This window comes from Vibrio nigripulchritudo (assembly GCF_027924785.1).
Lineage (GTDB): Bacteria > Pseudomonadota > Gammaproteobacteria > Enterobacterales > Vibrionaceae > Vibrio > Vibrio nigripulchritudo.
In genome coordinates, this window is sequence record NZ_AP027049.1 from 2,064,044 (window position 1) to 2,090,816 (window position 26,773).

Genomic DNA, 26,773 nt, shown 5'->3' on the forward strand with positions numbered 1-26,773 from the left:
TGAAAGAATTATTTTCAGGCGAGTTTTTTATACCAATCACAGTAAGTGTTCAGAAATAGCTTTTTAACAAGCCAAAATGGGCAGTTAATTATTCTGATTGGTGTTACGTCATTCGCAAAGGAACTGAAATGAGTGCCAATCTAGCAAGCCAAGGGAATGATCAAGAGATCGCACTGGAAGTCGTCAATCTGTCAAAACAGTACGGGCAGTTTACGGCTCTGGACAATGTCAGCCTACGCCTGAAGCAAGGGACAATTCACGGTTTACTGGGTGAAAACGGAGCAGGTAAAAGTACACTTGTGGGGCTGATTTCTGGTCAGAATACAGCAACATCGGGGAGCATTATTCTCAATGGGCTTCGTGTTGAGAATGCTGATGTACGGGAAATGGAAAAAGCGGGAGTGTTTCTTGTTACACAGGAACCGATGATTGTTGATCACTTGACCGCTGCCGAGAATCTGATGCTCGGTATATGGCCAAGCAACCACGGCCTCGTTCAATGGGGAAAACTGGAATCCGACGCACAGGTGATGTTGGAAGGCACAGGGATCGATCACAATACTCTGGCTGGTCAGCTAGACGCGGTTGCCCGAAGAAAACTGAATATACTTCGCGCCATGTTCAGTGGTGGCAAAGTCATTATTCTCGATGAACCTACGACCTCTTTGAGCGTTGAAGATCGTACTCACCTATTCGATTTTATGCGCCGCCTTAAACGTCAAGGAGTCACATTTATCTTTATTTCCCACTACAACGACGAAATCCTTTCTGTGTGTGATGCGGTTTCTGTGTTACGTGACGGAAAACTTGCAGGCAGTTCCGAGCACGTTGACCAACTTAGCTCTGAAGATTTATCTGAACTCGTAGTCGGTCATAATCTTTCCCTGTTTCAACGAAAGCCACATAACTTCCAGCAATTGGACGAAGGTGTCAGTTTTAAAGGCATTCACTGTGATGGTGTTCACTTAGAGCACCTTCACATAGCAACTGGGGAAATTGTCGGGTTTACCGGGCTTCCCGGTTCGGGTGCGAAAGAAACCGCTCGCGCCATTTTCGGGCTTCAACCCGCCAAAGGCTTCATCAAACTTGGAGCTGAAAGTGCCAGACCTTTACCTCAAGACCCACACGATGCCTTTGATGCCAGTATCGCCTTTCTCTCTGACGACAGAAGGAAGGACGGCTTACTCGGACAAATGTCTATTGAGCAAAATATATCGCTCTCTTGCTTAACTCACCTCTCTCATTCTGGGTTTATCGACTCTGAACAAGAACACCGAATCTGCGAACAATACTTTGCATCCATGAACATAAAGGCTGCCAATTCAGAAGCACTTGTTGACACTTTGAGCGGTGGAAATCAACAAAAAGTATGTTTGGGAAGAGTACTCGCAACCAAGCCTAAACTTCTGATTCTGGATGAGCCCACACGAGGGATCGACATAGGTGTTAAGCAAGACGTGCTCAGAATTATAGATGAGCTGAGTGAATCCGGAGTTTGCGTGATTATCGTTTCGACTGATACGGACGAACTCGCACGAATTACTGATCGCGTTTGCGTTTTTGAGCAAGGCTCGATTCGACGTGAGTTGACTGGTAGTGAACTCACTAGTAACAGCCTGAGAGCCAAGGAGTAAGGTTATGGAAATGGAAGCCACAGCCAAAGAAGAGAAACCGACAAAGCAAATTTCTAGTAGCCCGTCAAAACTAGGCTGGGTGCTGCACAACGTAGTGTGGATATGGTTAATCGCGTTGGTAATTTTGTTTGGTGTATTTAATGAGTTTTTCTTCACGCTCTTTAATATGCAAAACATTATGGTACAGGCAACCGTATTGGGGATGCTTGGGCTAGCTATCGCCTTGCCACTTTTGGTTGCTGAGATCGATCTGTCCATCCCTGCCAATATGGGTTTTTCGTCCGCCATTGGCGCAATGGCTCACACACAAATGGGACTGCCATGGTGGATGGGCGTACTCGTTGGACTTATCACAGCGACCGCTATCGGATTCTTTAATGGACTATGCATAACAAGACTGAGAATGGTCTCTCTCATTCAAACTCTTTCAATGATGATCATCCTTCAAGGTGCCTTACTTGCTCTGACTCAGGGCAAAACAATCACCAACCTTCCTGATGGATATGTCTGGGTTGGGCAAGCGACCTTCGCAGGCGGATGGCCAATCATGCCAATGGTGTTCGTTTTTTCGCTAATTGCTATCGCAGTCTTGTTGCGTAAAAGCGTTCTCGGACGTTGTATCTATGCGGTCGGGGGGAATCCAGTTGCATCCAAAGCTGCGGGGATTCGAGTAGAACGTACCAAGATCATCACTTATACCTTAGCGGGGTTTCTCGCGGGTTTGGCTGGATTTCTTCTGGCATCGTGGCAAATGGCGATCACCTCAAACCAGGGTGAAAGCTTTCTTCTGTACGCCATAGCAGCACCAATCATCGGCGGCGTAAGTGTTTTTGGTGGCAGAGGAAATGTTGTTGGTGTATTAGGAGGAGTGTTATTACTGACGGTAATCCAAGTGGGTCTGGCGATAATCTCCGTCCCCTCTTTTTATGTCGGAATCATCGGAGGTGTCATGATTTTCATAGCCGTTGCGATAGATGCAATCAGAGTTCGCTATTTTGGCTGAGCCAATTAAAAGCCCTTTCCTTAAAACAATAAGGAAAGGGCTAGAAATTTTTTTACTTCTCAGTTTTATTGCCTTCAACTTTTGCAATCGAATCCGCAGTTAGCTCGTAGTAATAGGCATCTTTGTCGATGTTGAAAATTTCCCATTTATCATCAAAATCATGATGAGTTCCCGTAAATCTTATATTCACTTTAGCTCCATGATCGATGAATTCGATAATATCAACCACTTCTGGAGAATCATAACTGTCTTTGTCACCAGGGTTAATATTAAGTGAATCTAAATATATGATATTCTTATCATTTAAGTTGTATACACGCACACCCCATGATTGATCGGCACCAATCTCAGCAATCAGAAGCTCATAGTTGCGTGTCTTAACAAAATACGGATAGTAGAAATCAGCATCCCCAAAGTCAGTTTCAGTGAGCAGAACTTTGCCATCACTCTCAAACGTAGTAGTCATTCCCCAACCCGTACATACAGAAAGCCGAACCGAAGATCCGGGGATAACATACATATTTTTGCATTTTGACTTGTCTGATGACCAAGGTCCTTCCTTTTGAGAAAGCTCCTCAAGAGGCACTATTTGCAGCGAATTATTGGATTCAGAAAACCCACTAAAGCTCACGCTAATCAAAAACAAAGAAACTATGTATTTCATACCAACCCTATCTACCATCAGAAAGCCTACCTGAACCCGTGTGTTACACCTACTTCACACCATGGAAATTCAAAATGGTTATCTTATTTCTAACCAATATGCCACTTGTTACTATTGGCAAACTAATTGAATCGGTATAACAAACCAATACCGCGTTACATATATAGAGATAAGTGATCGGACATTTTGCGAAGGACATCGCACTAGGATGGAAGTAACCCCAAAGTTTTTTCTTTGGGGTTAACAAGGAGTTAACTATTAATCTTCGCTAGAAGTGCTTCAAACTCTGAGATCTTTTGACCAACCTGATCGATGCTTTGCTGCCAGAAAGCTTTCTCTTCTAAGTTCATACCTAAATGCTTGAGTACGACCTCTTCTGCTTTCATTCGACCCGTGTCGCGCAGTAACTCAACGTAATCTGGGTAGAAGCTTTCGCCTTTGATTTCGCGCTGGGCGTAGACCCCTTTACTGAACAGATAACCAAACAGGTACGGGTAGTTGTAGAAATTGACTTCGGGAATACTGAAGTGAAGCTTACTGGCCCAGAAATAAGTATCGGATTCTGGCATTACGCTGCCGTACCAGTCTTTCCAGGTTGTATCCATTAGTTCACAAAGTTCATCGGCTGTGAGCTCTGATTCTTTGCGCTTAGCGTAAAACTCACGTTCGAATTCAAAACGTACCGGGATATTAAGCATGAACGCCACGCAGGCAAACAACTCTTCCCATAGCATTTCCAGCTTGTCTAAATCGCTTTCTGCCTTTTCTAATAGGGCATCACGTACGATGTTTTCCGCAAATACTGAAGCCGTTTCAGCAAGAGTCATTGGGTAGTAGGTTTCTGCTAACGGCATGTCCGTCATCACCCAGTTGTGGAAGGCATGACCAAGCTCGTGTGCAAGCGTGATCAAATCTTTCTGGCTACCGTTCCATGTCATAAACACCAAAGGTGTTCGGGAACTCGGCAGTTTTGTACAGTACGCGCCCTGACGTTTGTTCGGCTGTGGCGCTGCGTCTATCCACCCGTTTTTCACCATAACGTCGACAAACTCAGCCATTTCAGGGGAAACAGATGCGAACGCCTCCTTGATGATCTGAATGGCTTCATCGAACTCATAAACCTTGGTTTTGCCGTTGGTCAGAGATGGCATCGCTGCGTGCATGTTCCATGGTGTTAAAGTTTCGCCACCACGAACGATTGCCATCAGACGAGCCGCTTTTTGAGATAACTCTTTGTTGTCTCTTGCACTTTCAATTAATGCATTTAGTGTATCTTCTGTAATTCGGCTGTCGAACAGGCTTGGAGATAAGAAATTGGATATTCCACGCTTTTCCGCTTCTGTGTGACGCCAGCCTGCAAGGGCATTCAAAATGGAAGCAAATGATTCGCGATGCGTTTCCATGGCAGTCTGAATAGCTCGCCATGTTGGCTCGTGCTTGTCTACATTTCCGCTGAACAACTCGCTTGATGCTTGGGAATACGCCAAAGTTTCACTTTCACCGTTTCCGTAATCCACATCTACTTTTAGAGTGCCAGTCAGGTTATCGTACATTCTTCCCCAAGCCAGTTTGCCATCAACTTCCAGAGCTGAAAGCAACTGCTCTTGCTCAACCGAGAGACGTTCAGAGGTTTTCTCTCTTAGCAGACGAATTGCAAACTTCTGAGCCTGAACATCCGACACTTCGCTTGCCAAAACAGCATCAACGACAGACTGTTCAGCTGTAGCCAGTTTATCGAGGTATGGGCTATAGGCTTGCTGCAGATTTGCATCGAGCTTTACCGCTCGACCATATAACTGTTTAGCTTTTGCATGCGTCGAGTCAACTGACGCACAACAGCTCGCAAAATTGCCTACAGTACGGAGGATTTTTCTAATGTTTTCGTAGGTTTGGATCGCTTTCTGTAGGCTTACAACTAATTTATCGCCTTCGCCTAATCCTTGTTTTGAATGATAGTTAAGCTGATCGATACCTTGTTCAACAGTGTGAATGTCCTTTTCTATCTTGGCATCGTTAATACTTTGGTAGGCAACACTGAGGTCCCAGCTTGGAGCTGTCATTATTTTATTTCCTTATATTTGCGCCAATGCTCCTCACTTTAAGAAAAACCTGATCACCCCGACTGAGTTCTATATGAGTGATGGATGCATTCGCGATGGATAACGTAGAGTAAAGTGCAGGGTTTCGCCAATCTAAACCCAATACGCTTGCCAGTATAATTCTGATCACTCCACCATGAGTGATGATGTGCGTATCTTCCTGACAAGTATGGATTAATGATTGCCATTTGGTGTCAACTCGCTGCTGAAAAGCTTCTAGTGTTTCGGCATTAGGCAGTGGATTAGATGCAGGATCTTGCCAAAACTTTTCCAGAAGATTCCATTGCTCGCTGAGCTGAGAAAAAGGACGACCATCTAAATCCCCAAACGACATTTCCTGAAATGCGCTCTCAACCACTAAATTCGGTGTCGAGTAATCCAATTCAGAATGGGTTTTCCCTGACGATATCAGTTTAGCCAAATTCAAACAGCGGGATAACGGGGAACAAATGATAGATTTAAAAGTACCAAATTCCGATACCAGACTCTGAGCGATCTGAGCCTGAATTTTATCGTTAACTTTCGCGTCGGTTATGCCGTTAAGAGCAGGTTCCCCCTCGACTTTTCCATGACGAATCAGGTAGATATTGTACGTGTCATAACTCATTGCGAACCCTTTAACACCAAAGGCAAGCCTGCCGCAACAAATGTGACATCGTCACTTATTTTTGCCACTTTCTGATTCATCCACCCTGCGTTATCCACAAATAACCGGGTCACTCTTCCTAATGGTACGATTCCCATGCCCACTTCATTGGAAACAATGACAAGGTTCCCCTGACACTCTGATATGGCAACAAGCAGTTTATCTATTTTGCCATCCACCTGATCTTGGTGAGCATTATCTCCTAATTCAAAAAGAACGTTGTTCAACCACAACGTCAGACAGTCCACCAGCGCAGTATCTCCTAGATTTAATTGGCTGAGCGCAGTTGGCAGGTCGGTGGGTGTTTCTATTAATTCCCACTTAGCTCCTCTTCGCATTTTATGAATACCAATGCGTTCTGCCATTTCATCATCGAATGACGTTGCTGTGGCGATATAAACCAGCTTTTTACCAGACAAAACCTGCGCACTCGCCTGCTCTTCTGCGTAACTGGACTTTCCGCTTCTTGCCCCACCCAAAATCAGATGTGTTTTACCCATCAAAAGTTACCCGTATTCAACAGTGCAAGAACCACACAATAAAACAGCAATTCCATAAGTTGCTGACCAGCGCCAAGGCAGTCCCCCGTAAAACCGCCAAGGCGAGAGACCAGCCAACGCTTAAAAGTAAATCGAAATGCTACTGCAGCTGATACTACAACTGCAGCAGCAAGTGGTGTTAACCACCATATGGAGAGCAAACCACAGCAAATGAGAAAAAGGAGTTCATAAGGTGATTGCTTTTGCGCAAGGGGTTTACTTTTACTCTGGTCAGAATCGGATACATATGGCGTATCAAATATGAGGGAAGCCGCGACAGTGCGGCTAAGCGTATAAGCAGCGATCCAGATCCAAAATAACTCCGTTTGCGCAGCAAGCTCTGAGAGCAGCAGATACTTCCCAAGTAATGCCATGATAAGCGCACTGGCACCATACGTACCAATGCGGCTGTCTTTCATAATGGCTAAACGGCGCTCTGTTGTCATTCCACCGCCCACGCCGTCTGCCATATCCGTCAATCCATCTTCATGGAAAGCACCTGTTAACATCAGGCTTAAAGCCATGGTAAGGAAGATAGCAATATCAGCAGAAAAAAGAGTAGACAGCAGAAGATAAGAAAGAGCGCACAGAAAACCGAGTAACGCTCCGACAAGGGCGAAATATCGCCCTGCCCGGTTCATACGTTCTTCTGAATAAGGTGTGGATGCTGGAATGGGAAGCCGAGAAAAAAAACTCAACGCAAGAAAGAAAAGCTCAGATTGAGTTTTTATCCAGTTCACACAGTTACTCCGGCACTTTGAAAGCTCGCCATGTCATTGTAGAAAGCAGCAGCAGCCAGCACCAACGGATACGCGAGAGCTGCCCCCGTTCCTTCTCCTAAACGAAGACCAAGATCAATCATCGGCTTGGCTTGTAAAGCTTCCAGAACCAGACGGTGAGCATGTTCTTCCGAGCAATGAGCAAACAGCATTACGTCTCGAACTTTTGGTTCGATACGGATAGCAAGCAAACCAGCGACAGATACAATGAATCCATCGACCAAAACAGGAATGTTTTTCTCCTGAGCAGCAAGGAACGCTCCTACCATCTGAACGATTTCATACCCACCCACTTCCGATAGAATGCTGATAGGGTCATGCGAAACGCCGGAACGTTTACAGCGTGAAATGGCATTCTGCACTAAGTCAATTTTCTTTTTGAGCTGCTCTTGAGTAATCCCGGTTCCAACCCCTACAGAATCTTCCGCTTCGATGCCAAGCGCCAAACTCAGAAGTGCAGACGCACTGCTGGTGTTGCCAATGCCCATTTCGCCAAACATCAGCATGTCCAGACCGTCTTCTGACAATTTATCAACCACCTTGCGCCCCAGTTGTATCCCTTTCTCAGCGGTGTCGCGAGACATGGCTGGCTGCTCGGCAAAATTTTCCGTACCGGAGCCAAGGCGTTGAACATGGTAGTGATTTTGTTGTGACTCTATCGGAGTGAGGATTCCAGTGTCGATAACCGAAAGAGCAATATCATTCAGCTTACAAAAACAGTTAATTGCGGCCCCACCGGCTAAAAAGTTCTGAACCATCTGATAAGTCACTTCGCTTGGAGCAATGCTAACGCCTTCTCTCGCAATTCCATGATCGCCAGCAAACACCAACATATGTGGCTTGGAGAGTTCAATTTTGCTGGCGGGTTCAGATTTCCCCTGACTCTGAATTAATGCAAGGTGATGTGCAGTATCTTCTAAAAGACCAAGTGCCCCACGCGGCTTGGTTTTTTGGTCAATAACATCTTTTATATATTGAGAATGGGTCTGGTCTAACATTTTTTCTTCTTATTTTTACAACTTAGGCGAATCAGTCTAACCGCAAGATTCACCGTAGGCTATGCCGAATATCAAATATTTAAAGCAGCTCATACCAGAGCATTTATTGAACAAATTAGATGATTTAGTCAATTTGAAGGCAATGGACAATGGATTGCTACCATTTTTTCGGCACACGCAGAAGAACGCCATGTGTTATCACTGAAATACAAATACTGTAGGAAATTGAAACCAATCATTAATCTCCAGCTTCTAAGCCGTACTTCACAAGGATTTCCCAGTAAGTTCCATTCTTTTTAATTTCTTTAAGACCGATGTTGAAAGCTCGCAATATATTATTGGCATTGGGGTGTTTATTACTGATGGAAACATGAAGAGCATTGATTGAAAGCGCGTTCTTAGTGAAAGCAAACTGGTCAACATCCATACCTGCATTGCGCATGATATGTTTGGCAACTAAAGGTTCTTCCAAAGTGAGGTCGATTCTCCCTGCTTCCAGCTTCTTCAGGTTTCCCAAAGTATCCACGACTGGGTGGCGCTCAAACAAAGGTGAGTTAGTAAACTCGTCTCCGTATCCATAACTACGTACAATTCCGACGACTTTTCCTTCCAGACTATTCATCCCGAAGTATTCAAACCCATCGCCCTTACGTTTGATAAATTTCACACTGTTGTAGAAATAAGGGTGACTGTAACTAAGGTACTCAGTGCGTTCTTCGGTTAACCAGGTGGCGACTAAAATGTCGACCCGACTTCTTTTTACCTCATGAATAGCACGCGCAAAGGGCATCATTTTGAATCGAAGCCTGTACCCCTGAGATTTCAGCGCCTCAGTCACAATATCGACTGCTATCCCTTTGTTCTCGCCACTCATTGCAAATGGTGCCCACTCATCCTGAACGCCAATAAGCTCTTTCATTTGCGTGGCGTTTCCCGCTGGCACTAACAATAACGACAGGAAAAGAAAAACCGTTTTAAAGAACATACTCAACCCCGTCTCATTTGCTTAGCCTGATTGCGCTTGAGTAAAGATCAGCTCACCAGAACCGACCCTTTCTATACACTAGTAACACGAGATTTCCGTATCAATACACTGATACACCAACTGCCCTCTTTATCATAAATAAGACAATACTCATCGTCGTTTTCATTCTTTATCGGCTCAGCACCATTTGTGATCTAACCCCTTGTAAACAAAGATTTCTCATTTTGAAAATAGCGATAATGAAACTCGTCACCTATTATCAAATTGACAAAATCTCTAAGTCTCAAATTGAGAAAAGGTCATAAAACCTTCTTATCTAACTGTATTTATTAGTAATTATTTTTGGCACACATCATGCTACCTCTAATAGCGTAACTTTCCCGATAGCAGGAGAAGCACCATGGAAATGCAAAGATCAGAACAGAGCCCTCAATTACTGACCCTTTCAGTTTTGGGTGATATGGATGCAATGGGTTGCAAGAGCCTTCAACCACAAATCGACAAAGTGATCTTTGAAGACACACATCATGAAGTCGAAATCGACCTATCGCAGGTATCTTTTTTGGATTCGTCCGGTGTTGGAGCCATCGTTTATCTCTACAAACGTCTGGTGGAGAAAAAACGCGTCATGCGTATTGAAAACGCACACGGGCAGCCGCTTGAACTGATCACCCTACTCCGAATCAGCAACGCGATTCCAGTGAACAACAACAGCTGACAGACCAGACCGCACGTCGAGGCACGTCATTTTTTTCGGGAGGCTAGGTATGAGATTAATCTACTTATCATTAATCATTATCTCAGTAACAGGATGTACCAGTTTTGCACCAGAGGGTGAAGGCGGTTTAGCAGAGCACTACCCACAAGCCAGTTTTGCAGCCGTTATGCCAGATGAGCCTTTGGGTCCCGAGCACGGCTTACGCTTTGAATGGGAACTGGCAGCAAGACACTTAGACGTTCTTATTCTGGAGCAAGCAGAATGGTGCTTCCCAGCGACGGTGCTTCATGCCAAGAACAACGAAGCCAGAATCGCCAGAGAACTTGAAGGCGGGCTTCATCACGATGCCGCAAACGACTTGATCATCCAGAGAAAGCTGCTTCGCCGTCTGGAAAATCAACTTGATTATGTGCTTTCTAAAGAAGAATGTGTGCCTCCGGGCAGCAATGAAAAAAGCCGAGTCGAAGTAAGTCTAGCGACACGCTTGTACGATCTTCTGAATGCCGACAACCAATTCGCTTTCAACAGTTACGAACTCAACCCCAAATATGTTGGGCGTCTGGCGGAAGCTTCTCATCTTCTCAAAGAGCACCCTGAATTTAAGCTACTTGTTACCGGGCATGCGGATTCAGTGGGTGGAGAAGACTACAACTCTGATCTTGCTATGGAAAGAGCCAAGCAAGTGAAGCGCTACCTCAGTATCTTTGGTCTGGCTCCTGAGAGAATTCATGTCGATTCTGTTGGCAAGTCCGATCCTCTATTCGAAGGAAACGAACCTCACGTAAGACTTACCAACCGCCGTGTAACGATTGAACTGCTTCAGGCGGATCAAATCCTGCCTGCGGAGGTGTCCAATGAATAGATCTCTGCTGTTTCTTATTTTAATGGTTTGTGCGTGCTTTTCAGCAAGCACTTATGCCAAAGAAGAACGTGTGAATGTGGGCGATCTGATAAGCGTGATGCTTCCCGGTGAACCGACTTTGAATAAAGACTTTCAGGTAGACAAACGTGGGCGTCTGATTCTTCCCGAAGTGGGTCCCATTCACGTGGCAGGAAAGACAGAAGACCAAATGGTGGCGACTGTTACCATTAGCCTTAAAACCGTATTGCAGGACTTGTCCAACTTAAAAGTATTTGTGAGCAAGAAGCAGCTCTTAGTGAGTATTCAGGGTTATGTTGAAAGCCCGGGTGAATATACTCTGCAGCAAGGCGACAGTGTTCAACTGGCACTTCATGCCGCAGGAGGATTGCGTTCTGGTGCGCAGTTAGATCAGATACAGCTTCGCAGAGGCGAACAAGTTCAGGTCTTCAACTACAAAGCATTTCTGGATACGGGTAACGAAAACCTGTTGCCAGATATGAAATCCCTCGACATTCTTTTTATTCCGGCATCCCCCATGGTGGGCAATATCGAACAAGAGTTCGACCCCGCCAAACTCGCTGATTCCGGTGATGCAGCCGATGGTAAAAATGCGATCAAAGTATTCGGCGAAGTGAATGCACCGGGTACATTTTCCTATAAGGAAGAGAACAACTTAGTCGATCTTCTGATGCGCGCCGGTGGTGTCACACGCTATGCCGCTGTGGAGCAAATTCGGGTCATCACTCACAACGAACCTACCTTGTTCAGCCTGAAGAAATATCTGGATACCGGTAATGCTAACCTATTACCCAATCTGGTTCCCGGGGCAACGATCTTCGTACCTAAACAGGAAGAAGAAATTAAGTCCGGTTCCAACACTGTTTACGTGATGGGTGAAGTGGCCAAACCCGGTGCGTTCGAGGGCAAAGAAGGCGCGACCTTTATGGACATTCTGGCAAATGCAGGAGGTCCTACCCGTTTTGCCGAATCTCGCCAGATTCGGGTAATAAAAAGTAGTGGTCGAGTCATTAACTTTGACCTTTCTGGATACACCGAAGGGACACAACGTGTCGCACCACCAGCCATTGGTCCGGGTGATGCCATCTTTGTTCCTGAGAAAACGGACATCAATGAAAAGTCGTGGCTGAAAATTGCACCAAACCGCGCTGTGCGTGTTATCGGAGAAGTGAAAAGACCCGGTCGTGTCGAATGGTCCGATGAAATGAACTTAATGGATCTTCTGGCTCATGTTGGAGGTCCTGTCGGGCGAGCAGATACCAGCCGAATTGAAGTCGTCACCCCTACTCCTGCTGGCGTTCCTCAATTGACTGTTTTTGATCTGGACGACTTTATTAAGCGTGGAGCAAGTGACTCTGAACTCCCATTAATTCGTGCAGGCAGTACGGTACGAGTTCACGACCTTCCACAAGACCCTTCAGACAACAAAGCACAATGGGTTCGTCAGGCTTCCGATGCTTCTATTTACGTTTTCGGTCAGCTTTCTGCTCCCGGTCGTTACCGATTTACCGAAGATATGCATTTTCTGGACATTCTTGCCGCGGCTGACGGTCCTACTCAAAATGCCGACATTCACAATATTCGGGTTACCCATAGAAACGGTAAATACGCGCGAGTCAGCAAGCTCAACCTTTCTTTGTATTTTGAAACAGGAGACGAGTCGCTGCTGCCAAAAGTAAAACCCGGCGACACCATCTACGTGCCCGAAAAGAACAAGAACTGGCTGGATGAAAGTAAAGAATCCACGATTCGAGTGTTGGGCGCGGTAAGAAACCCAGGTCGCTACCGCTTTAACGACACCATGACCATTCTCGACTTACTGGCTGAAGCAGGCGGACCAGACAACAACGCCTACCTTGAAAAAATCAGCGTGGTCAACATGTCTTGCTGTCAGGGACAAGCCAGAACCTTTGACCTGATCGAGTTCAGCCGTACCGCTAATTTCCGTTCCCTGCCTGTATTGCGTGCTGGTGATACCGTGTATGTGCCAAGAATGGACGAAAGTATGCTGGAAAAAGTGCGAACCGGTTTAGACGACGTTTTCCGCGTATTGGCGACAATCGCCCTGATAGGAGCATTGTGATGTCTATACCTGCGTGCAATATGGAAATTGAGCAGGTGTTTCTGCAACTAGAGAAGCACCACTGTCGCTCTCTCTGCATTACTTCAACCAACTGCGGTGAGGGTTCGAGTTCAATGGCGCTGGCGTTAACAGAACGACACCTGCTTGCTGGCTACCGAACTTTGTTTGTGGATTTAAATCTTAAACACCCCAGCCTTATGACGCTTGACTTACCAACCATGCTGCCAAACTCCGGCGACAGTGAAGACGTATTTGAAGATTTCGACGTGATAGATCCTGACGGCAATACCATTGAACCCGAGCCTACACCGGGACCTTGTCAGCATCTGGCTATTGTTGAAGGGACGCATGAAGTTATCACTGGGGTAAACGCCCCAACTGAGAAAGCTGAGATTATGGGCTTCCGCCAGCCACATATGTTGAAACAGAAGATTGAGGAATGGTTAAAGGACTATGACAGAGTGATCATCGATACCAGCCCTATTTCTCAGCTTAACGCCAACAACATACCCGCAGAAACCGTTGCTGGCGCTTGTGACGGAACGATTCTAATGCTGATGGCTGGCAAAACCAATCAGTCAGAGTTGTCTTCTGCGATGGCGCATCTTAATGACAATAACGCCAATCTGGTGGGCACCGTGATCAACGACCTTCATCACCCGAGTCTGGCGGACGAGCTATGCCGTCAGATAGAAAAAGCGAGATTCTTGCCCAAGAGTTGGGTATCCAAAATAACGCTGTCTATTCGCAAAGCACGTTTCTTACAGGTGAGCATATGAGTACACAAAGAAACATTCAGCTTTTCGAACACGAAAGACACACTGATTTAGAGTCGGTCACCGTACTCAGGCAATGTCTATCCAAAGCACTAAACAGTACTTTGAGTCCTTCAAACCTTAAAAATAACATATTGCTGTGTTTCTCGGAGTGGGCAACCAATCTGGTTCGGCATGCATCACCGCAAAGCCCTTCTATCAGAGTTATCTTAGAAAAGAATGCGAGCAAACTGTTCTTGTCTGTGTCGGATTCCGGTCAGCCCTGGGACCCCACCCTTAAAGATTCGAAAGACATTATTAGCCAGTTTACGGAATCAGAGGAAGGTCGTGGTATAGCCCTCATTCAGACATTTTGCGAACACCTTGAATACTCAACTAAAAACGGAACCAATACGTTATCGATGAGTTGGGATATTCCCATCCAGACTCGAAAACCAGATGTGTTGATCGTCGACGACGATCCATTACTGCTCAGAGTGTACAAAGCTTATCTGGATAAAGACTTTACCATTACCTGCGCGCAAAATGGCGATCAGGCTCTGGGGTTAATTAAGGTAAACAAATACGATTTAATTATCTCCGACATCCAGATGCCAACCATGGGTGGTCTGGAGCTTCGCCAGGCGATTAAGTCCGCCCAGGACGGTCAGTCGATTCCTTTTATTTTTCTCACTGCACTGGCGGGTGAAAATGTACAGATGAACGCCAATCACCTCGGGATCGATGATTATCTTATTAAACCCGTTGATAAGAAGTCGTTGTTGTTCTCGGTTCAGCGGGTTCTCGCCCGTTCTGAGCAGGTTTACAACCATCTTTCTCATCGGCTGGATGAAAAAATCACCAACAGTTTGCTTCCAAAAATCCACTCCCCCGACTCAGGCTGGGATATCGCAGTACGCCAGAGGAACACGGGATGTGGCGGTGGCGACTTCCTGCTTTCAAAAGCCTTTGGCGAAGAAGATCTGTATGTTCTCGCTGATGTCATGGGTCACGATGTCAGCGCAAAATTTTTTTCGTATGCTTACGCTGGGTATCTGCGAGGGTTATTAAACAACACTCGGGAAGCAGACCCTTGCCTGCTGCTTGGTCAACTATCTGATAGTGCATTTGACGATCAGCTACTTTCTCAGGTCACTCTGACCAGCTGCGCCTTCTCCCTACATGGGAACGACGAAATCGAGTTCGCTTCCGCGGGTCACCCTTGCCCACTTCTAATATCAGAAAACGGACTTGAGACCATTTCTGTTCAGGGCATGCTTCCGGGTCTGTTACCAGAAACTCTGTACTCGCCACTCAAGCTAACCCTAGGGAAAAAGCAACGAATCGCATTATTTACAGACGGATTATTCGAATCGGGTGACACTGTCACAGAAAGAACACAATTAACAAAAGAAATAGAAAAACAACTGCTTCACACACTTGAGCTTCCCATAGAGGAAGCCATAGATACTGTGATGGCAAGCTTCGACGCATTGGCTGGCACTCCCCCAAATGATGACACCTTATTAATGCTCATTGAGCCAAAGCATGCGTAGGAGACAACAATGAATCTTCGGTTGAAAACCATCATCGGCATCGCGGGCATAGAAATCATTATGCTGATGACTCTGGTGCTGAGCGCAGTCAAATTTCTGTCTGATTCTAACGAGCAACAGCTTCTACAGCGTGCCGACACCACCCTGAAAATGTTCGCTGGAGCAACCAAAGATGCCGTGATCTCTTCCGACATTGCGACGCTGCAAACACTGGTTGACGACATTCTGGATCTAAAAGATTTGTGCTACGTCCGAATTTATAACGATCAAGGTAGACTTCTGGTGGAAGGTGGTGAGCAAAACCTGCTACAGCATTTTGCAGCCATGGACACTGGGCTTTCTTCCGCAAAGGATGGCGTGTTTGATCGGGCAACATCCATTACCACTGGTTCGCTAAGGCATGGTCATATTGAAATGGGGTTCGCAACCAAGGACATACACGGCATGCTAGACAATGCGAAAACCTGGATACTAAGTATCGCCTCGATTGAAGTTGCCTTGGTTACTCTGTTCTCATTGATACTGGGTTCTTACCTCACAAGAAACCTGTACAAAATTAAGCATGCGGCGCAACTTGTCACTCAGGAAGGTCCTGGGGTTCAGGTCGCGATTGCAGAAGGAGATGAAATAGGCGAACTTGCTAAAGCGTTCAACTCCATGTCTCAGAAACTGGCAGACAAACAAAAAGAACTGGAAGTGGCTCGCAAGCAGGCTGAATCAGCAAGCGAAGCCAAAAGCCGTTTTCTTGCTTCAATGAGCCACGAGATCCGTACCCCAATGAATGGCGTACTTGGGCTGCTTGGAAGCCTGGAACAAACGCCTCTCGGTACTGAACAGAAAGAACTGGTTCATACTGCAACTAACTCAGGTCAATTGCTTCTTTCTATCATCAACGACATTCTGGATTTCTCCAAAATGGAAGCCAGCACACTGATGCTTGAGCCTTCAGCTTTTGACTTAAATGAAAGCCTTACTCAGTCGGTTGATTTCTTTAAACCTCAGGCAGAAGAAAAAGGGCTTTATATTGATCTGAATGTCAGCCCGAGCGTTCCCGCTTACGTGTACGGTGATGCCTATCGCTTCAAGCAGGTCTTGCTTAATCTGATTGGTAATGCGGTCAAATTTACAGAGCATGGCGGTGTGGATGTTCACGTACATGCGGAATATCACGAATCGCGAGTAGAGTTGTTGTGTTCAATTAAAGACAGCGGAATTGGCATTGCGGAACACTACCTTCCCCATCTATTTGATGAGTTCACCATGGTCGACCAGTCCTTCGCTCGTCACTATGAAGGATCGGGGCTTGGCCTCGCGATTACTCAAAGGCTTCTCCACTTAATGGATGGAAATATCAGTGTACAAAGTGTGGAAGGCATCGGAAGTGAATTTAAATTTAGCGTCCTGTTTGAAAAATCGAATCAGAGCGAAGTTGACCAGCATTTTCACCAGGCTCCCACCACCGATTTCACGTTGGCAGGTCGAAACCTGTTAGTGGTCGAGGACAACAGTGCCAATCAGCTTGTTATCAAAAGCACATTACAACACGCAGGCGTCACCCCAGATATCGCCAATAACGGGCGCGAAGCAATAGATGCCGTTAAGCGAAAGCACTACGACCTGATTCTTATGGACATCTCAATGCCTGAGATGGATGGCATGACAGCGACGAAACATATTCGCGCCCTGTCTGAAGAATATTCCAACGTTCCAATCGTTGCTCTGACGGCTCATGCCTTGTCGGGTGACAAAGAAAGATTCCTTTCTTCTGGGATGTCGGACTACCTTTCTAAACCTTTTAATCGCTCAACTTTACTATCTTGTCTAAGCTTACACTTAGGTGATAAAAAAAATGAGGATGTTATGGAAAACAGCTCAACTGAAAGAAGAAAAGACATCGCCGCGATAACGGCTTTTGAACACAATGACGATGCGGCGACTCTGGTCGACGAAGAAGTCATTCAACAGATCATCCGCGACACCGATGCCAGTGTGTTACCTGAACTGATCGAATTCTACCTACAGGAATCGAAAGATCGCGTTTCTCATTTGATGGAAGCGGCTAACACCCGGAACATCGAAGCACTTGAATTTGAATCTCATACACTAGGAAGCAGTTCCGTCACGTTAGGAAATCAGAGGCTTTCCAAACACGCTCGAAAAATAGAGATGCTCTGCGTCGAAAAGAAAGTAGAAGAAGCACTGGAATGTGCCGCTGCCCTGCCGAGAGTCGCAGACCTGTCTTTTGCGGCATTACGCGAACGAAGTGCAAGAGGATTTGAGTAACGAAATCTCTTATTTAAGTGGAACTGTTAGTTAACCCATAAAACTGTTTTAAAAATATGGGCTTAACTTTGCATCCACTAGAGTTGTCTGCTTAACTTAATATCAAACTAGAATAATAGCGATTAATTGCTTACAAGATAAGACTACTTGCTTAAGAATCGGGGACCATGTCAGGGCATGGGAGATGAAAAACTATGACTCAACCTAAAGTTCTGCTAGTCGAAGACTCAACGTCACTGGCGATACTCTACAAACAGTATGTAAAAGATGAACCGTACGATTTTTTCCACGTAGCGACGGGCGCAGAAGCTAAAGACTTTATTGAAAAGAATCCACCTCAGCTCGTGATACTGGATTTAAAACTGCCTGATATGCATGGTCAGGATGTGCTTGCCTGGATCCGGGAAAACCAAATATCCACATCTGTCATTATTGCGACTGCTCACGGTTCAGTGAATGTCGCCGTCGATTTAATGCGAATCGGTGCCGACGATTTTCTGGAAAAACCCATCAATGCCGATCGACTCAAAGCCTCCATAAAAAACCACTTGCAGCGCAACAAGCTAGAGCACCTTGTTGAAGACTTGCAATCAACGCTGGACAGAAAGCGTTATCAGGGCTTCATCGGTTCCTCTCTGCCTATGCAGGCGGTATACAAGATTATTGATTCGGTTGCTCCTACCACCGCCAGTGTCTTTATCTGTGGTGAGAGCGGTACTGGTAAAGAGGTATGTGCAGAAGCCATTCACAACCAGAGCAATCGTAAAAACAAGCCTTTTATTGCCCTCAACTGCGGGGCGATTCCACGCGATTTGGTAGAAAGCGAAATCTTCGGTCACATGAAAGGCGCGTTTACTGGTGCGACGACAGACAGAAAAGGCGCGGCCTCTCAGGCAAATGGCGGCACACTGTTTCTGGATGAGTTGTGTGAGATGGAATTGGATATGCAGAAAAAGCTTCTTCGCTTTCTGCAAACCGGACGTTTCACTCCTCTTGGTGGCACAAAAGAAATTCAGGTGGACTGCCGGATTATTTGTGCAACCAACCGGGACCCACTAAAAGAAGTTCAGGAAGGTCGTTTCCGTGAAGACTTGTATTACCGTGTTCACGTCGTCCCTATTAACTTGCCTCCTCTTCGCGAACGCGGAACCGACATTATCGACATAGCCAAATTCTTCCTGCGCAAATATGCCCGTGAAGATAAGAAGAAGTTCACCGGCTTTAAACGCGACGCTGAGTTGGTTCTATGCAACTACGACTGGCCGGGTAACGTCCGTCAGTTGCAAAACATTATTCGCAACATCGTCGTACTTAACGATGAACCTCAAGTGTCAATGGAACACCTACCGCCACCATTGAACAGCATGTCGGCTGGTGTCGGCAGTGCTTCAAGAGTGATTAAGACACCGGTACCAAAACCTGAGCCAGTGGTTGTGTCCATTCCCGAGCCCGTACACGCTGAAGCGGAAGTCGCGGTATCTGCGGCAACCGCCAATTTTGAAGCCCCTCCCGCCCCAGAGCCTGTTGAAATGGGCAAGATGCCTGTCAGACCAATGGCAGAGATTGAGCGTGAGGCAATTCAGAACGCAATTGAATACTGCGATGGCAATGTACTGAATGCAGCTGTGCTTCTGGAACTTAGCCCATCCACTCTTTATCGTAAAAAACAGGCATGGGAAACCCATGAAGAAGAGGACTAACCCACTCAGGGTTTGGCTGACTCTCGATTCTCAGGGGTTCGGAGGTATTGAATCCCACGTGGTGCAACTGGCTATTGGATTACGCCAGTTGCATTGCGACGTAAGCGTTATGTTCTTACGTGAATACCCGACTCCCCACCCAATGCTCGAAAAGTTGAAAGAAGCCGATATTCCCTTTGAATTTCTTAATGGAACACTCTCGGATTTCTACCAACAGGCAAAATCCCAAAACCCTGATATCGTGCACACCCACGGATACAAAGCAGGCATACTCGCCAGGCTGGTTTCATTGGTAACGGGTATACCCGTCATCAGTACATTCCACGCAGGCGAAATAGGGTCTGGTAAACTTCGTTTTTACGACTGGCTGGACAGGAAAACCGCTCGGATCTGCAAGCACAATTTTGCAGTCAGCCCACTTATCGCAGAACGCTTTTCACATTCAGTTCCCGTAATTCGGAATTTTGTGAGTACAGATGACCTGCCGTTTAGCGAAGGAAAACAGATCGCCTTTGTTGGCAGACTGAGTCATGAAAAAGCTCCTGATCGCTTTTTAGAAATGGCAGCTCTTGACCTTTCGACTGACTATCACATTTATGGCAGTGGTCCGATGGAGGAAGACCTGAAACCTCAGGCTTCAGGCAATGTTGTTTTTCATGGTCATCAAAAAGACATGTCAAAGATTTGGTCAGACATTGGGCTTCTTGTGATTCCTTCTCGCTACGAAGGGCTGCCAATGTCAGCATTAGAAGCCATGGCACAAGGTGTTCCGGTACTTTGCACACCGGTCGGAAATCTGTCAGAACTGGTAATTAATGGCGAAAATGGCTGGATAAAAGAGTACGCCAGCTTCCCTATGGCAATATCAGATTGGCAAAACATGCCACGCGACAAAAAAATGGCAATCCAAATTGCCGCTAAAAGAGCTGTAGAAAAAGGCTTTTCAACTCAGGCAGTTATTCCATCAATTTTGCAAATCTACCATCAACATTGCTAGCATTTTCATTTTGAGAATGCATTTTCAAAATGAAAATGAACCTCTTCAATAATAAGAAACAAAGAGCACATCAATTTATCACTCTTATATAAATCAACAAGATAATTACAATCATTAGATTGGCACATCTATTGCTCCCTAATAATTCAAGCTAATCAGAAAAGCGATTCTTAGGGAGGCAGCATGGATACCACAACCAATATTTTGTTGGTCCAATATGACAATTCTGACGCGACTGACGTTGTTGCACGCCTCCGCGCAATTTGCTCTGGTCTGCAGACTCAATCTTTTACTGTCACCCTCTGGCACTGTCTGGATGCAGAAACAGAATTTCTCCTTCAACGAGAATTTCCTGAAGTCTTATTTTACTCGTCTGACTCCAGTTCTACGTCTTCTTTGGCCGGATGGTATCAAAAGTACCAAGTTGGAAAGCGAATCGTGCGCACAGAGAGTATTTCTCTGATCCATTGTTTAGACAGCTTAAGTTGTCAGTGGATGAACTGGGTAGCCAATCACTGTGATGTTCCCATTATGGTGGACGTAGAAGCCAAATTTACTTCCGTTGATTCCTTACCTTTGGGTATTCGTTTAATGCCCAAACTTATCGCTCCGGGTAATCATGTCGCCTCAGCCTTAAAATCTCTGGGATATCCTGGCGAACAGATTGAAGTAGTACAAAGACCTGTTGCAGTGACGGTTTCATCTTCTCACCGCGCAAAGGTGCTGGATTTAAGTACCCACTTCAATTTTGAAAATGACGCGTTTGTACTGATTAACAGCGAACCACTGACTCAGGAAAGTGGGATTGACGCTCTGATACAAGCGTTGTCGATGGCGCGTATGGAATGCCCAAATACACACCTTGTACTGCTCGGACAGGGTGAAGAACGCAGTCAGCTTGAGCAACAGGCTATGTTGCTTGATATCAAAGATGCGGTGCATTTCGTATACAGCCCTGATGATCATACTCCCTACTTCGAGCAAGCTGATGCCTACATTAGCGGTGCGAGAAAAGACGGCGCAAGAGACCACATTGTCAGAGCCGGACGCTGCGGGCTTCCTGCCATCGCCCCAATGATAGGTTCTAACCCGGAAGTCATTCGTCAGGGAATGACAGGATTCCTGGCACTGGCGCATTCACATGTTTCACTCGCAGAAGCCATTGAGATGATGGCTTCTGATAACAACAGACTGACCTATTTCTCTGAACAGGCTCGCTATCTGGCACAACGCCTGTCTGACCCGAAACGGTACTGCGTAACACTTGCAGCGATTTACCTGCAAGAGATTGAGTCACATTACGAGTACCGATATTCAGCTCATTTATCCCCTTTGCTCAACAACTTAGGGTACATCACTAAGTTACTCACTGGTGGCAAAGCCTCTGGAGGTTCACTATGAACAAGGCATCACACATTCTAGTCGTCGCGTCCGGCGATCAAGGTCAAAGCACCAAATCCTTGACTCAAGATGTTCTTAATCAGCTTCAGGGTGATGATACAAAGATTACAGTTATGGCACCGGATCAGTCGCAGATCGAAGGTTACGCTGGCATCACGGTTAACCAGAAATCCATGACACCCAGTAACGATCCACTCGTTCGCTGGTATCGTGCTTTGGCATTTTGTTGCTGCGTCATTTTTGCTCGCCTGCGTTACGGAGAGATATCCAGTGTTTTACTGACTTCTCAACCCAGTGCCAGCTACCCGGTATTTTTTCTTCGCAATTTGCTTAAATATCAAGTAGTCCAGTTAATCAGTCAGCCTGTGAGCTGGACACCTAAAAACGGTCTTTGCCTGACCAAGGCAGATAGAGTGTTCTATTTACAGAGCATGCGTGAATCGATGCTTGAAGCTATTGCATGCCAGTGGAAAGAATGCCCAAACACAACGGCACACCAACAAGCTCAGGACATAATTCAGAGCGAAAGGTACACCCCTTTCAAAATGGGCTACATCTATGTTGATCAGCCCATGCAGGAAGAAAACAGCCTGAAGCGAGTATTTTGTGAAACTCAGACTCGCAACCTGGCCCATTTACTGGATGCACTTGCTCACATTAGAAAAGAAAATCGCCCTGCGATCTATCTGAAAGAAACTGGAGCAAACATCCACAAAAATACAGACATCAAACACCAATCCACATTACTTGGCTGTCAGCGCTGCGAAGAGGATGTTCAATGGGCACCTGGGAACATTTATCTCGCTCTGCCCGGTAATCTTGATAACGAGCGTCAGGTGTTGAAAGCACTGAGCACGGGAATGTGCGTCATTATCCCTGCCGATGGTTCATTCTGGGATTTAGCGCTTTCCAATCAGGTTAACTGCCTGAAGTACAAACCATACGATATGTCTTCGTTAAAAGAAAAACTGGAGCAGGTGAAAGCCAATCCGGTGGCACTACAAAGCATTTCCAAAGCGGGAGCGCATATTGCTCACGGATATCGCGCAGACAAGTGCTACACCAGCATTATCTCGGCTTTGACTAACCGCTCAACGACAGAACAACATCACGATTGAGTGTCGCTCCGACACTGGTCTGACTTTAGAGACTTTAAGATACTGGAAAAGTCTGATGAAACTTTGTTGAAAGAAACATGGTCTATACTAAATGTGTACAATTTGTTATCAGGATGTACACGAATAGACGCATTCAGAATGCAAACATAACTTATGTTGCTCTTTTCAGACGGGAAATACGTATCAGCTAAAGAGCAATAAAGTCAGTCTGAGACACAAAACCATTTCGATGTGTTTCAGACCAAAGCCAAGATGTAGGAGGCGTTATGTTACCGAATCAGAAACCTAAAAAGCCATCTAAGCAGAGACCTTCAACCAAAAAAGACTCATCCAAAACGCGTGTCAAATTGAGAATCCCAATGTCATTGACATAGAAGACACCGTATCTCACTGTATTTTAATACTTTATCTTCTGGCACAATCATTGAAAGAGCATAGTCAAACGTCACTGCATAACAGGACAGACTATGCTCTCATTACATTTACAATCTATAAAAAACTGGCTTAAGCATAGCGACAGCCCACTCGCCGTATTTCTGTTTCGAAACATTAAGCGTGTTTTGAATTTCGAACTTCCTCTGCCTCATTTGGTATGCAAGCTTGCTTACTTTATCTATCAGCAAATCAGTCTTGTCTGGCAGACGACGTTTCGCGTTCTTATTCACACACCGGTATTCAAAGGTCGCCTCAACCAATTTGGCGACAACCTTTATCTTTACGGTGGTGTCCCTTTCGTTTCAGGTCCTTTATCAATCGAAGTCGGAGACAATGCTCGTATCTCGGGTCACACGACTTTTTCGGGCAGAACGCTTACTGACAAGCCGCTTTTGAAAATCGGCAGCAATGTTGATGTAGGCTGGCAAACCACTATCGCCGTCGGCACTAAAGTGGTTCTGGGCGATAACGTTCGCATTGCTGGTCGCTCATTCATCTGTGGTTACCCAGGTCACCCGCTGGATCCGAAAAGCAGAGCTCAAGGTGCTCCCTGCTCGGATGACCAGACAGGAGATGTGGTTCTGGAAAACGATGTGTGGCTGGCTACTGGCGTGTCGGTTATGACTGGTGTCACCATAGGACAAGGCACTATCGTCGCCGCAAACAGCGTTGTCACTAAAGATCTTCCCCCCATGGTTCTTGCTGCTGGAAACCCTGCAAGAGTCATTAAATCCCTAACACAAGACACTATTGAGGAGGTTCGCCATGCCTCGTGATTTGATTGTATTCGGAGAAGACTGGGGCGGACTGCCTTCTAGCACTCAGCACCTTATCAACCGTATTAGCCACAACCGTAAAGTACTTTGGGTAAATTCGATTGGATTGAGAAAGCCTCGATTGTCAGTGCGCGACATGAAAAGAGCGTGGGCCAAAATTACTGCCCCAACAAAGAAAAGCACCGATGCAATGCAGGTTAAACCTAATTTCCCGGTTGTCACTCTGCGCACCATCCCTGCCCCATGTTCAATGTGGGCGCGCAACATGGCGAAAAACTGGATGAAGTCTCAGTTGTTGCCTGTGATAGAACATTACGGGATGAAAGACCCAATTCTATGGACATCACTGCCAACTGCCGCAGACCTGTGCGGTGAGCTGAACGAATCTGCTGTTGTGTACTATTGCTGTGACGATTTTGGCGCACTGACTGGCGTCGATCATGGCTGTGTGCTGCAACACGAGCAAAAGCTGGTCGAAAAAGCAGACATGATTCTGGCATCCAGTGAAAGCCTGATGAGTAAATTCCCAGAGAACAAAACTCAGTATCTGCCCCACGGCGTCGATTATTCTCTGTTCTCGACTCAGGTTCCTAGAGCTATAGATTTACCTACAGATGGTCGCCCTATCGCCGGATTTTATGGCAGCCTGTCTAACTGGCTGGATTACGACATGCTGGAACAGGTATTTCGCTCTATGCCGGAATGGCACTTTGTGTTCATTGGTCAACTTGAACTGGCAACCAACCCACTTCCGAATTTACCCAATGTTCACTGGCTTGGACCAAAACCCCATCACGCCCTGCCAAGCTATAGCCGCCATTGGCAAGCCAGCATGTTGCCGTTTGTCGATAACGAACAGATCAAAGCCTGCAACCCACTAAAATTGCTGGAATACATTACAGCTGGCACACCCATTGTGACGACTGACTTCCCGGCACTGCAACCTTTCAAAAAGCTGGTTCACTGTGTACGAAGCCCAAGAGAGTTCAAGTCTGCACTGGAAAACAGCCAGTTTATGATCAATCAATCGCAGCCTGAAGCTGCTGCCAGACACTCGTGGGACAACCGTGCTCGCGAGCTTGAAGGCTGGTTGGAGGCACTATGATGACATTAAGCCAGAGAGTTCTAATCATCTTGATGGGTGCATGGCGTCGTCGCTACGTAATATTAATGCCGACCCTCATTCTCCCAGTCCTGGGTTTCTTGATTGGTAAAACCACACCGAGATATTACGACTCGCATACCAGTATGCTGATTCAAGAAACCGCGAAAATGAATCCATTTTTGGAAGATCTCGCCGTGTCTACCATGTTGAAAGATCGTCTGGATGCGTTAAAAACGTTGCTTCATAGCCGTCATATTCTGGCTTCCGTTGCCAAAGAAAGAAATCTGGTGAGTGAAAACCCTTCCCCAATTGAACTGGATGCGGTGATTCGTCAGCTCTCCAACAATCTAAAAGTCACCAAGATAGGCAGAGACCTGTTGAAAATTGAGTATCGCTCAAACACGTCGGAAGGGATGAAGGAAACTCTGGAAGCCGTAAGCCATCACTTCGTTGAGCAGTTGCTTGCGCCAGAGCGTTCTTCCATGACCGATTCTCAGAACTTTCTTTCCGAGAACATCAAATACCGTCAGGCAGAGCTGGACGCCGCTGAAGCCGCGCTGGCGAAGTTTAAAAGCGATAACGGCTCGTTGCTTCCGGAAATGCAGCTTGAAGCGTTAAGCCGTCTGGCACAGCTAAAACAAAGACTGTTTGAGAGACAAGCCGAATACGCCGGAGCCAAAAGAACGTTAGGAAGCCTGGATGTTCAGCTTTCAAAAACCAATCCGGTTGTTGGCAAACTGGAAGAGCAGATCATTCTAATCCGCAGTGAACTGACTTTGCTCAGAGCCAAGTACACGGATTCTCACAGCAAGGTTCAGGCTAAAATTCGCAACCTGAGAAGGCTCGAGGCAGAACGCGCGAATCTCCTTGCTCAAGGTCAACCTTCTTTGGACAGCACCCAACTTTGGGACATCGCCAGTTCAGCCGCTCTTGAAGATGCGGATCAGAACCAACCTGTTCTGATTTCTCAACTGGATGACTTGCAGAAAGCGCGTTCAAAGGTCGACAGTTTAGAAGAGGAAGTGAAAACCCTTCAAACCATGATCACCGAACTGGAAAAAATGACGTCTAAGTTTGGTGAGAACGAAAAAACCTTACTTAACCTGCAACGCGACCTTTCTTTGAAACGCCAACTGTATGAAAACCTGTTGGAACGATACGAAATGGCAAGGTTAACCAGTTCGCTAGGTGTTTTCGAACAAGAAAAGCGCGTAAAAGTGATTGATCGCCCTTATACACCAAGTGCGCCATCCAATTTGCCTCCCATCATCTTTCTGATTGCAGGTATCGTGGGAGGACTAGGGCTAGGTGCAGGCATTGCCCTGATTCTGGAGCTAACCGACACAGCAGTCAGACGACGCGACGAAGTGGAACTTCTTACAGGCAAACCTGTGTTAACCCGTGTTCCTAAGATGAGAAATACTGACGATGACAGTGTGCTGGATCTTGGTTCAAATACCACTTCTATGCCAGTGATTGACATCACCCCCACCGCGTAGATCAGCGCATTAGAAAGACAAGCTCGCATTTCTGCGGGCTTTATCTTTTCTGTTCTCTCAAACCGACTATCAAATTGAGAAACCAAATACTCACTTTTACAAAGATGACTTAACTCATTG

General features: G+C 46.1%; 22 protein-coding genes. 15 read left to right on the forward strand and 7 right to left on the reverse strand.

Translation table 11 applies throughout. The features are described from left to right. The first annotated feature begins 128 nt into the window (after positions 1-128). Both QMG91_RS09535 and QMG91_RS09540 read left to right on the forward strand, forming a co-directional pair. Complete coding sequence (locus QMG91_RS09535) at positions 129-1,634, forward strand: sugar ABC transporter ATP-binding protein (protein ID WP_281826051.1); 1,506 nt, start codon at positions 129-131, stop codon at positions 1,632-1,634. Positions 1,635-1,638: 4 nt separating this feature from the next. Further along, the gene (locus QMG91_RS09540) at positions 1,639-2,637 is read left to right on the forward strand and encodes an ABC transporter permease (RefSeq protein WP_281826053.1); all 999 of its coding nucleotides are present in this window, start codon (positions 1,639-1,641) and stop codon (positions 2,635-2,637) included. A gap of 52 nt (positions 2,638-2,689) precedes the next feature. Here the strand turns inward: QMG91_RS09540 and QMG91_RS09545 are convergent, their stop codons facing one another. From QMG91_RS09545 to QMG91_RS09575, 7 genes are all read right to left on the reverse strand, one after another. Further along, complete coding sequence (locus QMG91_RS09545; protein WP_281826055.1) at positions 2,690-3,301, reverse strand: hypothetical protein; 612 nt, start codon at positions 3,299-3,301, stop codon at positions 2,690-2,692. Positions 3,302-3,552: 251 nt separating this feature from the next. Next, positions 3,553-5,361, reverse strand: coding sequence for a M3 family oligoendopeptidase (locus QMG91_RS09550; protein WP_281826057.1), 1,809 nt, complete (start codon positions 5,359-5,361; stop codon positions 3,553-3,555). 4 nt (positions 5,362-5,365) lie between these two features. Further along, positions 5,366-6,007, reverse strand: a complete 642-nt coding sequence (locus tag QMG91_RS09555) for a histidine phosphatase family protein (RefSeq protein ID WP_281826059.1) — start codon at positions 6,005-6,007, stop codon at positions 5,366-5,368. Continuing rightward, entirely contained in the window at positions 6,004-6,546 is a 543-nt protein-coding gene (gene cobU / locus QMG91_RS09560) for a bifunctional adenosylcobinamide kinase/adenosylcobinamide-phosphate guanylyltransferase (protein ID WP_281826061.1), read from the reverse strand. The genes QMG91_RS09555 and cobU overlap by 4 nt, the downstream gene beginning before the upstream one ends. Beyond that, a complete protein-coding gene (locus QMG91_RS09565) occupies positions 6,546-7,325 on the reverse strand; it encodes an adenosylcobinamide-GDP ribazoletransferase (protein ID WP_281826063.1) in 780 nt (259 codons plus the stop codon). The genes cobU and QMG91_RS09565 overlap by 1 nt, the downstream gene beginning before the upstream one ends. Then, positions 7,322-8,362, reverse strand: a complete 1,041-nt coding sequence (gene cobT, locus QMG91_RS09570; protein ID WP_281826065.1) for a nicotinate-nucleotide--dimethylbenzimidazole phosphoribosyltransferase — start codon at positions 8,360-8,362, stop codon at positions 7,322-7,324. Before cobT ends, QMG91_RS09565 begins: the two co-directional genes overlap by 4 nt. Positions 8,363-8,600: 238 nt before the next feature. After that, positions 8,601-9,347, reverse strand: coding sequence for a substrate-binding periplasmic protein (locus QMG91_RS09575; protein ID WP_022606705.1), 747 nt, complete (start codon positions 9,345-9,347; stop codon positions 8,601-8,603). Between the two features lie 400 nt (positions 9,348-9,747). On the opposite strand from QMG91_RS09575, the gene QMG91_RS09580 reads away from it, so the two are divergent. The 13 genes from QMG91_RS09580 to QMG91_RS09640 all read left to right on the forward strand — a co-directional run bounded on the left by QMG91_RS09580 (position 9,748) and on the right by QMG91_RS09640 (position 26,653). Continuing rightward, positions 9,748-10,065, forward strand: a complete 318-nt coding sequence (locus tag QMG91_RS09580; protein ID WP_004400645.1) for an STAS domain-containing protein — start codon at positions 9,748-9,750, stop codon at positions 10,063-10,065. Between the two features lie 49 nt (positions 10,066-10,114). Continuing rightward, the gene (locus QMG91_RS09585) at positions 10,115-10,927 is read left to right on the forward strand and encodes an OmpA family protein (RefSeq protein ID WP_004400647.1); all 813 of its coding nucleotides are present in this window, start codon (positions 10,115-10,117) and stop codon (positions 10,925-10,927) included. A 22-nt stretch (positions 10,928-10,949) separates the two neighbouring features. Further along, on the forward strand, positions 10,950-13,028 hold the full coding sequence (locus tag QMG91_RS09590; protein ID WP_399457371.1) for an SLBB domain-containing protein: 2,079 nt from the start codon (positions 10,950-10,952) through the stop codon (positions 13,026-13,028). Then, positions 13,028-13,807, forward strand: coding sequence for a P-loop NTPase family protein (locus tag QMG91_RS09595; RefSeq protein WP_004408138.1), 780 nt, complete (start codon positions 13,028-13,030; stop codon positions 13,805-13,807). The genes QMG91_RS09590 and QMG91_RS09595 overlap by 1 nt, the downstream gene beginning before the upstream one ends. Beyond that, a complete protein-coding gene (locus QMG91_RS09600; protein WP_281826069.1) occupies positions 13,804-15,339 on the forward strand; it encodes a SpoIIE family protein phosphatase in 1,536 nt (511 codons plus the stop codon). The genes QMG91_RS09595 and QMG91_RS09600 overlap by 4 nt, the downstream gene beginning before the upstream one ends. Positions 15,340-15,348: 9 nt before the next feature. Next, on the forward strand, positions 15,349-17,622 hold the full coding sequence (locus tag QMG91_RS09605) for a response regulator (RefSeq protein WP_281826071.1): 2,274 nt from the start codon (positions 15,349-15,351) through the stop codon (positions 17,620-17,622). Between the two features lie 194 nt (positions 17,623-17,816). Further along, the gene (locus tag QMG91_RS09610) at positions 17,817-19,322 is read left to right on the forward strand and encodes a sigma-54-dependent transcriptional regulator (protein WP_281869981.1); all 1,506 of its coding nucleotides are present in this window, start codon (positions 17,817-17,819) and stop codon (positions 19,320-19,322) included. Next, positions 19,306-20,319, forward strand: a complete 1,014-nt coding sequence (locus tag QMG91_RS09615; RefSeq protein ID WP_281826075.1) for a glycosyltransferase family 4 protein — start codon at positions 19,306-19,308, stop codon at positions 20,317-20,319. The genes QMG91_RS09610 and QMG91_RS09615 overlap by 17 nt, the downstream gene beginning before the upstream one ends. A 183-nt stretch (positions 20,320-20,502) precedes the next feature. Next, positions 20,503-21,720, forward strand: coding sequence for a glycosyltransferase family 4 protein (locus QMG91_RS09620; RefSeq protein WP_281826077.1), 1,218 nt, complete (start codon positions 20,503-20,505; stop codon positions 21,718-21,720). Beyond that, on the forward strand, positions 21,717-22,838 hold the full coding sequence (locus tag QMG91_RS09625) for a glycosyltransferase (protein WP_281826078.1): 1,122 nt from the start codon (positions 21,717-21,719) through the stop codon (positions 22,836-22,838). The genes QMG91_RS09620 and QMG91_RS09625 overlap by 4 nt, the downstream gene beginning before the upstream one ends. Positions 22,839-23,305: 467 nt before the next feature. After that, entirely contained in the window at positions 23,306-24,049 is a 744-nt protein-coding gene (locus QMG91_RS09630; RefSeq protein WP_281826080.1) for an acyltransferase, read from the forward strand. Beyond that, positions 24,039-25,154 (forward strand): glycosyltransferase, encoded by a 1,116-nt coding sequence (locus QMG91_RS09635; RefSeq protein WP_281826082.1) that lies wholly within the window; start codon positions 24,039-24,041, stop codon positions 25,152-25,154. Before QMG91_RS09630 ends, QMG91_RS09635 begins: the two co-directional genes overlap by 11 nt. Next, complete coding sequence (locus QMG91_RS09640; RefSeq protein ID WP_281826083.1) at positions 25,151-26,653, forward strand: GumC family protein; 1,503 nt, start codon at positions 25,151-25,153, stop codon at positions 26,651-26,653. The genes QMG91_RS09635 and QMG91_RS09640 overlap by 4 nt, the downstream gene beginning before the upstream one ends. The last annotated feature ends 120 nt before the right edge of the window (positions 26,654-26,773 follow it).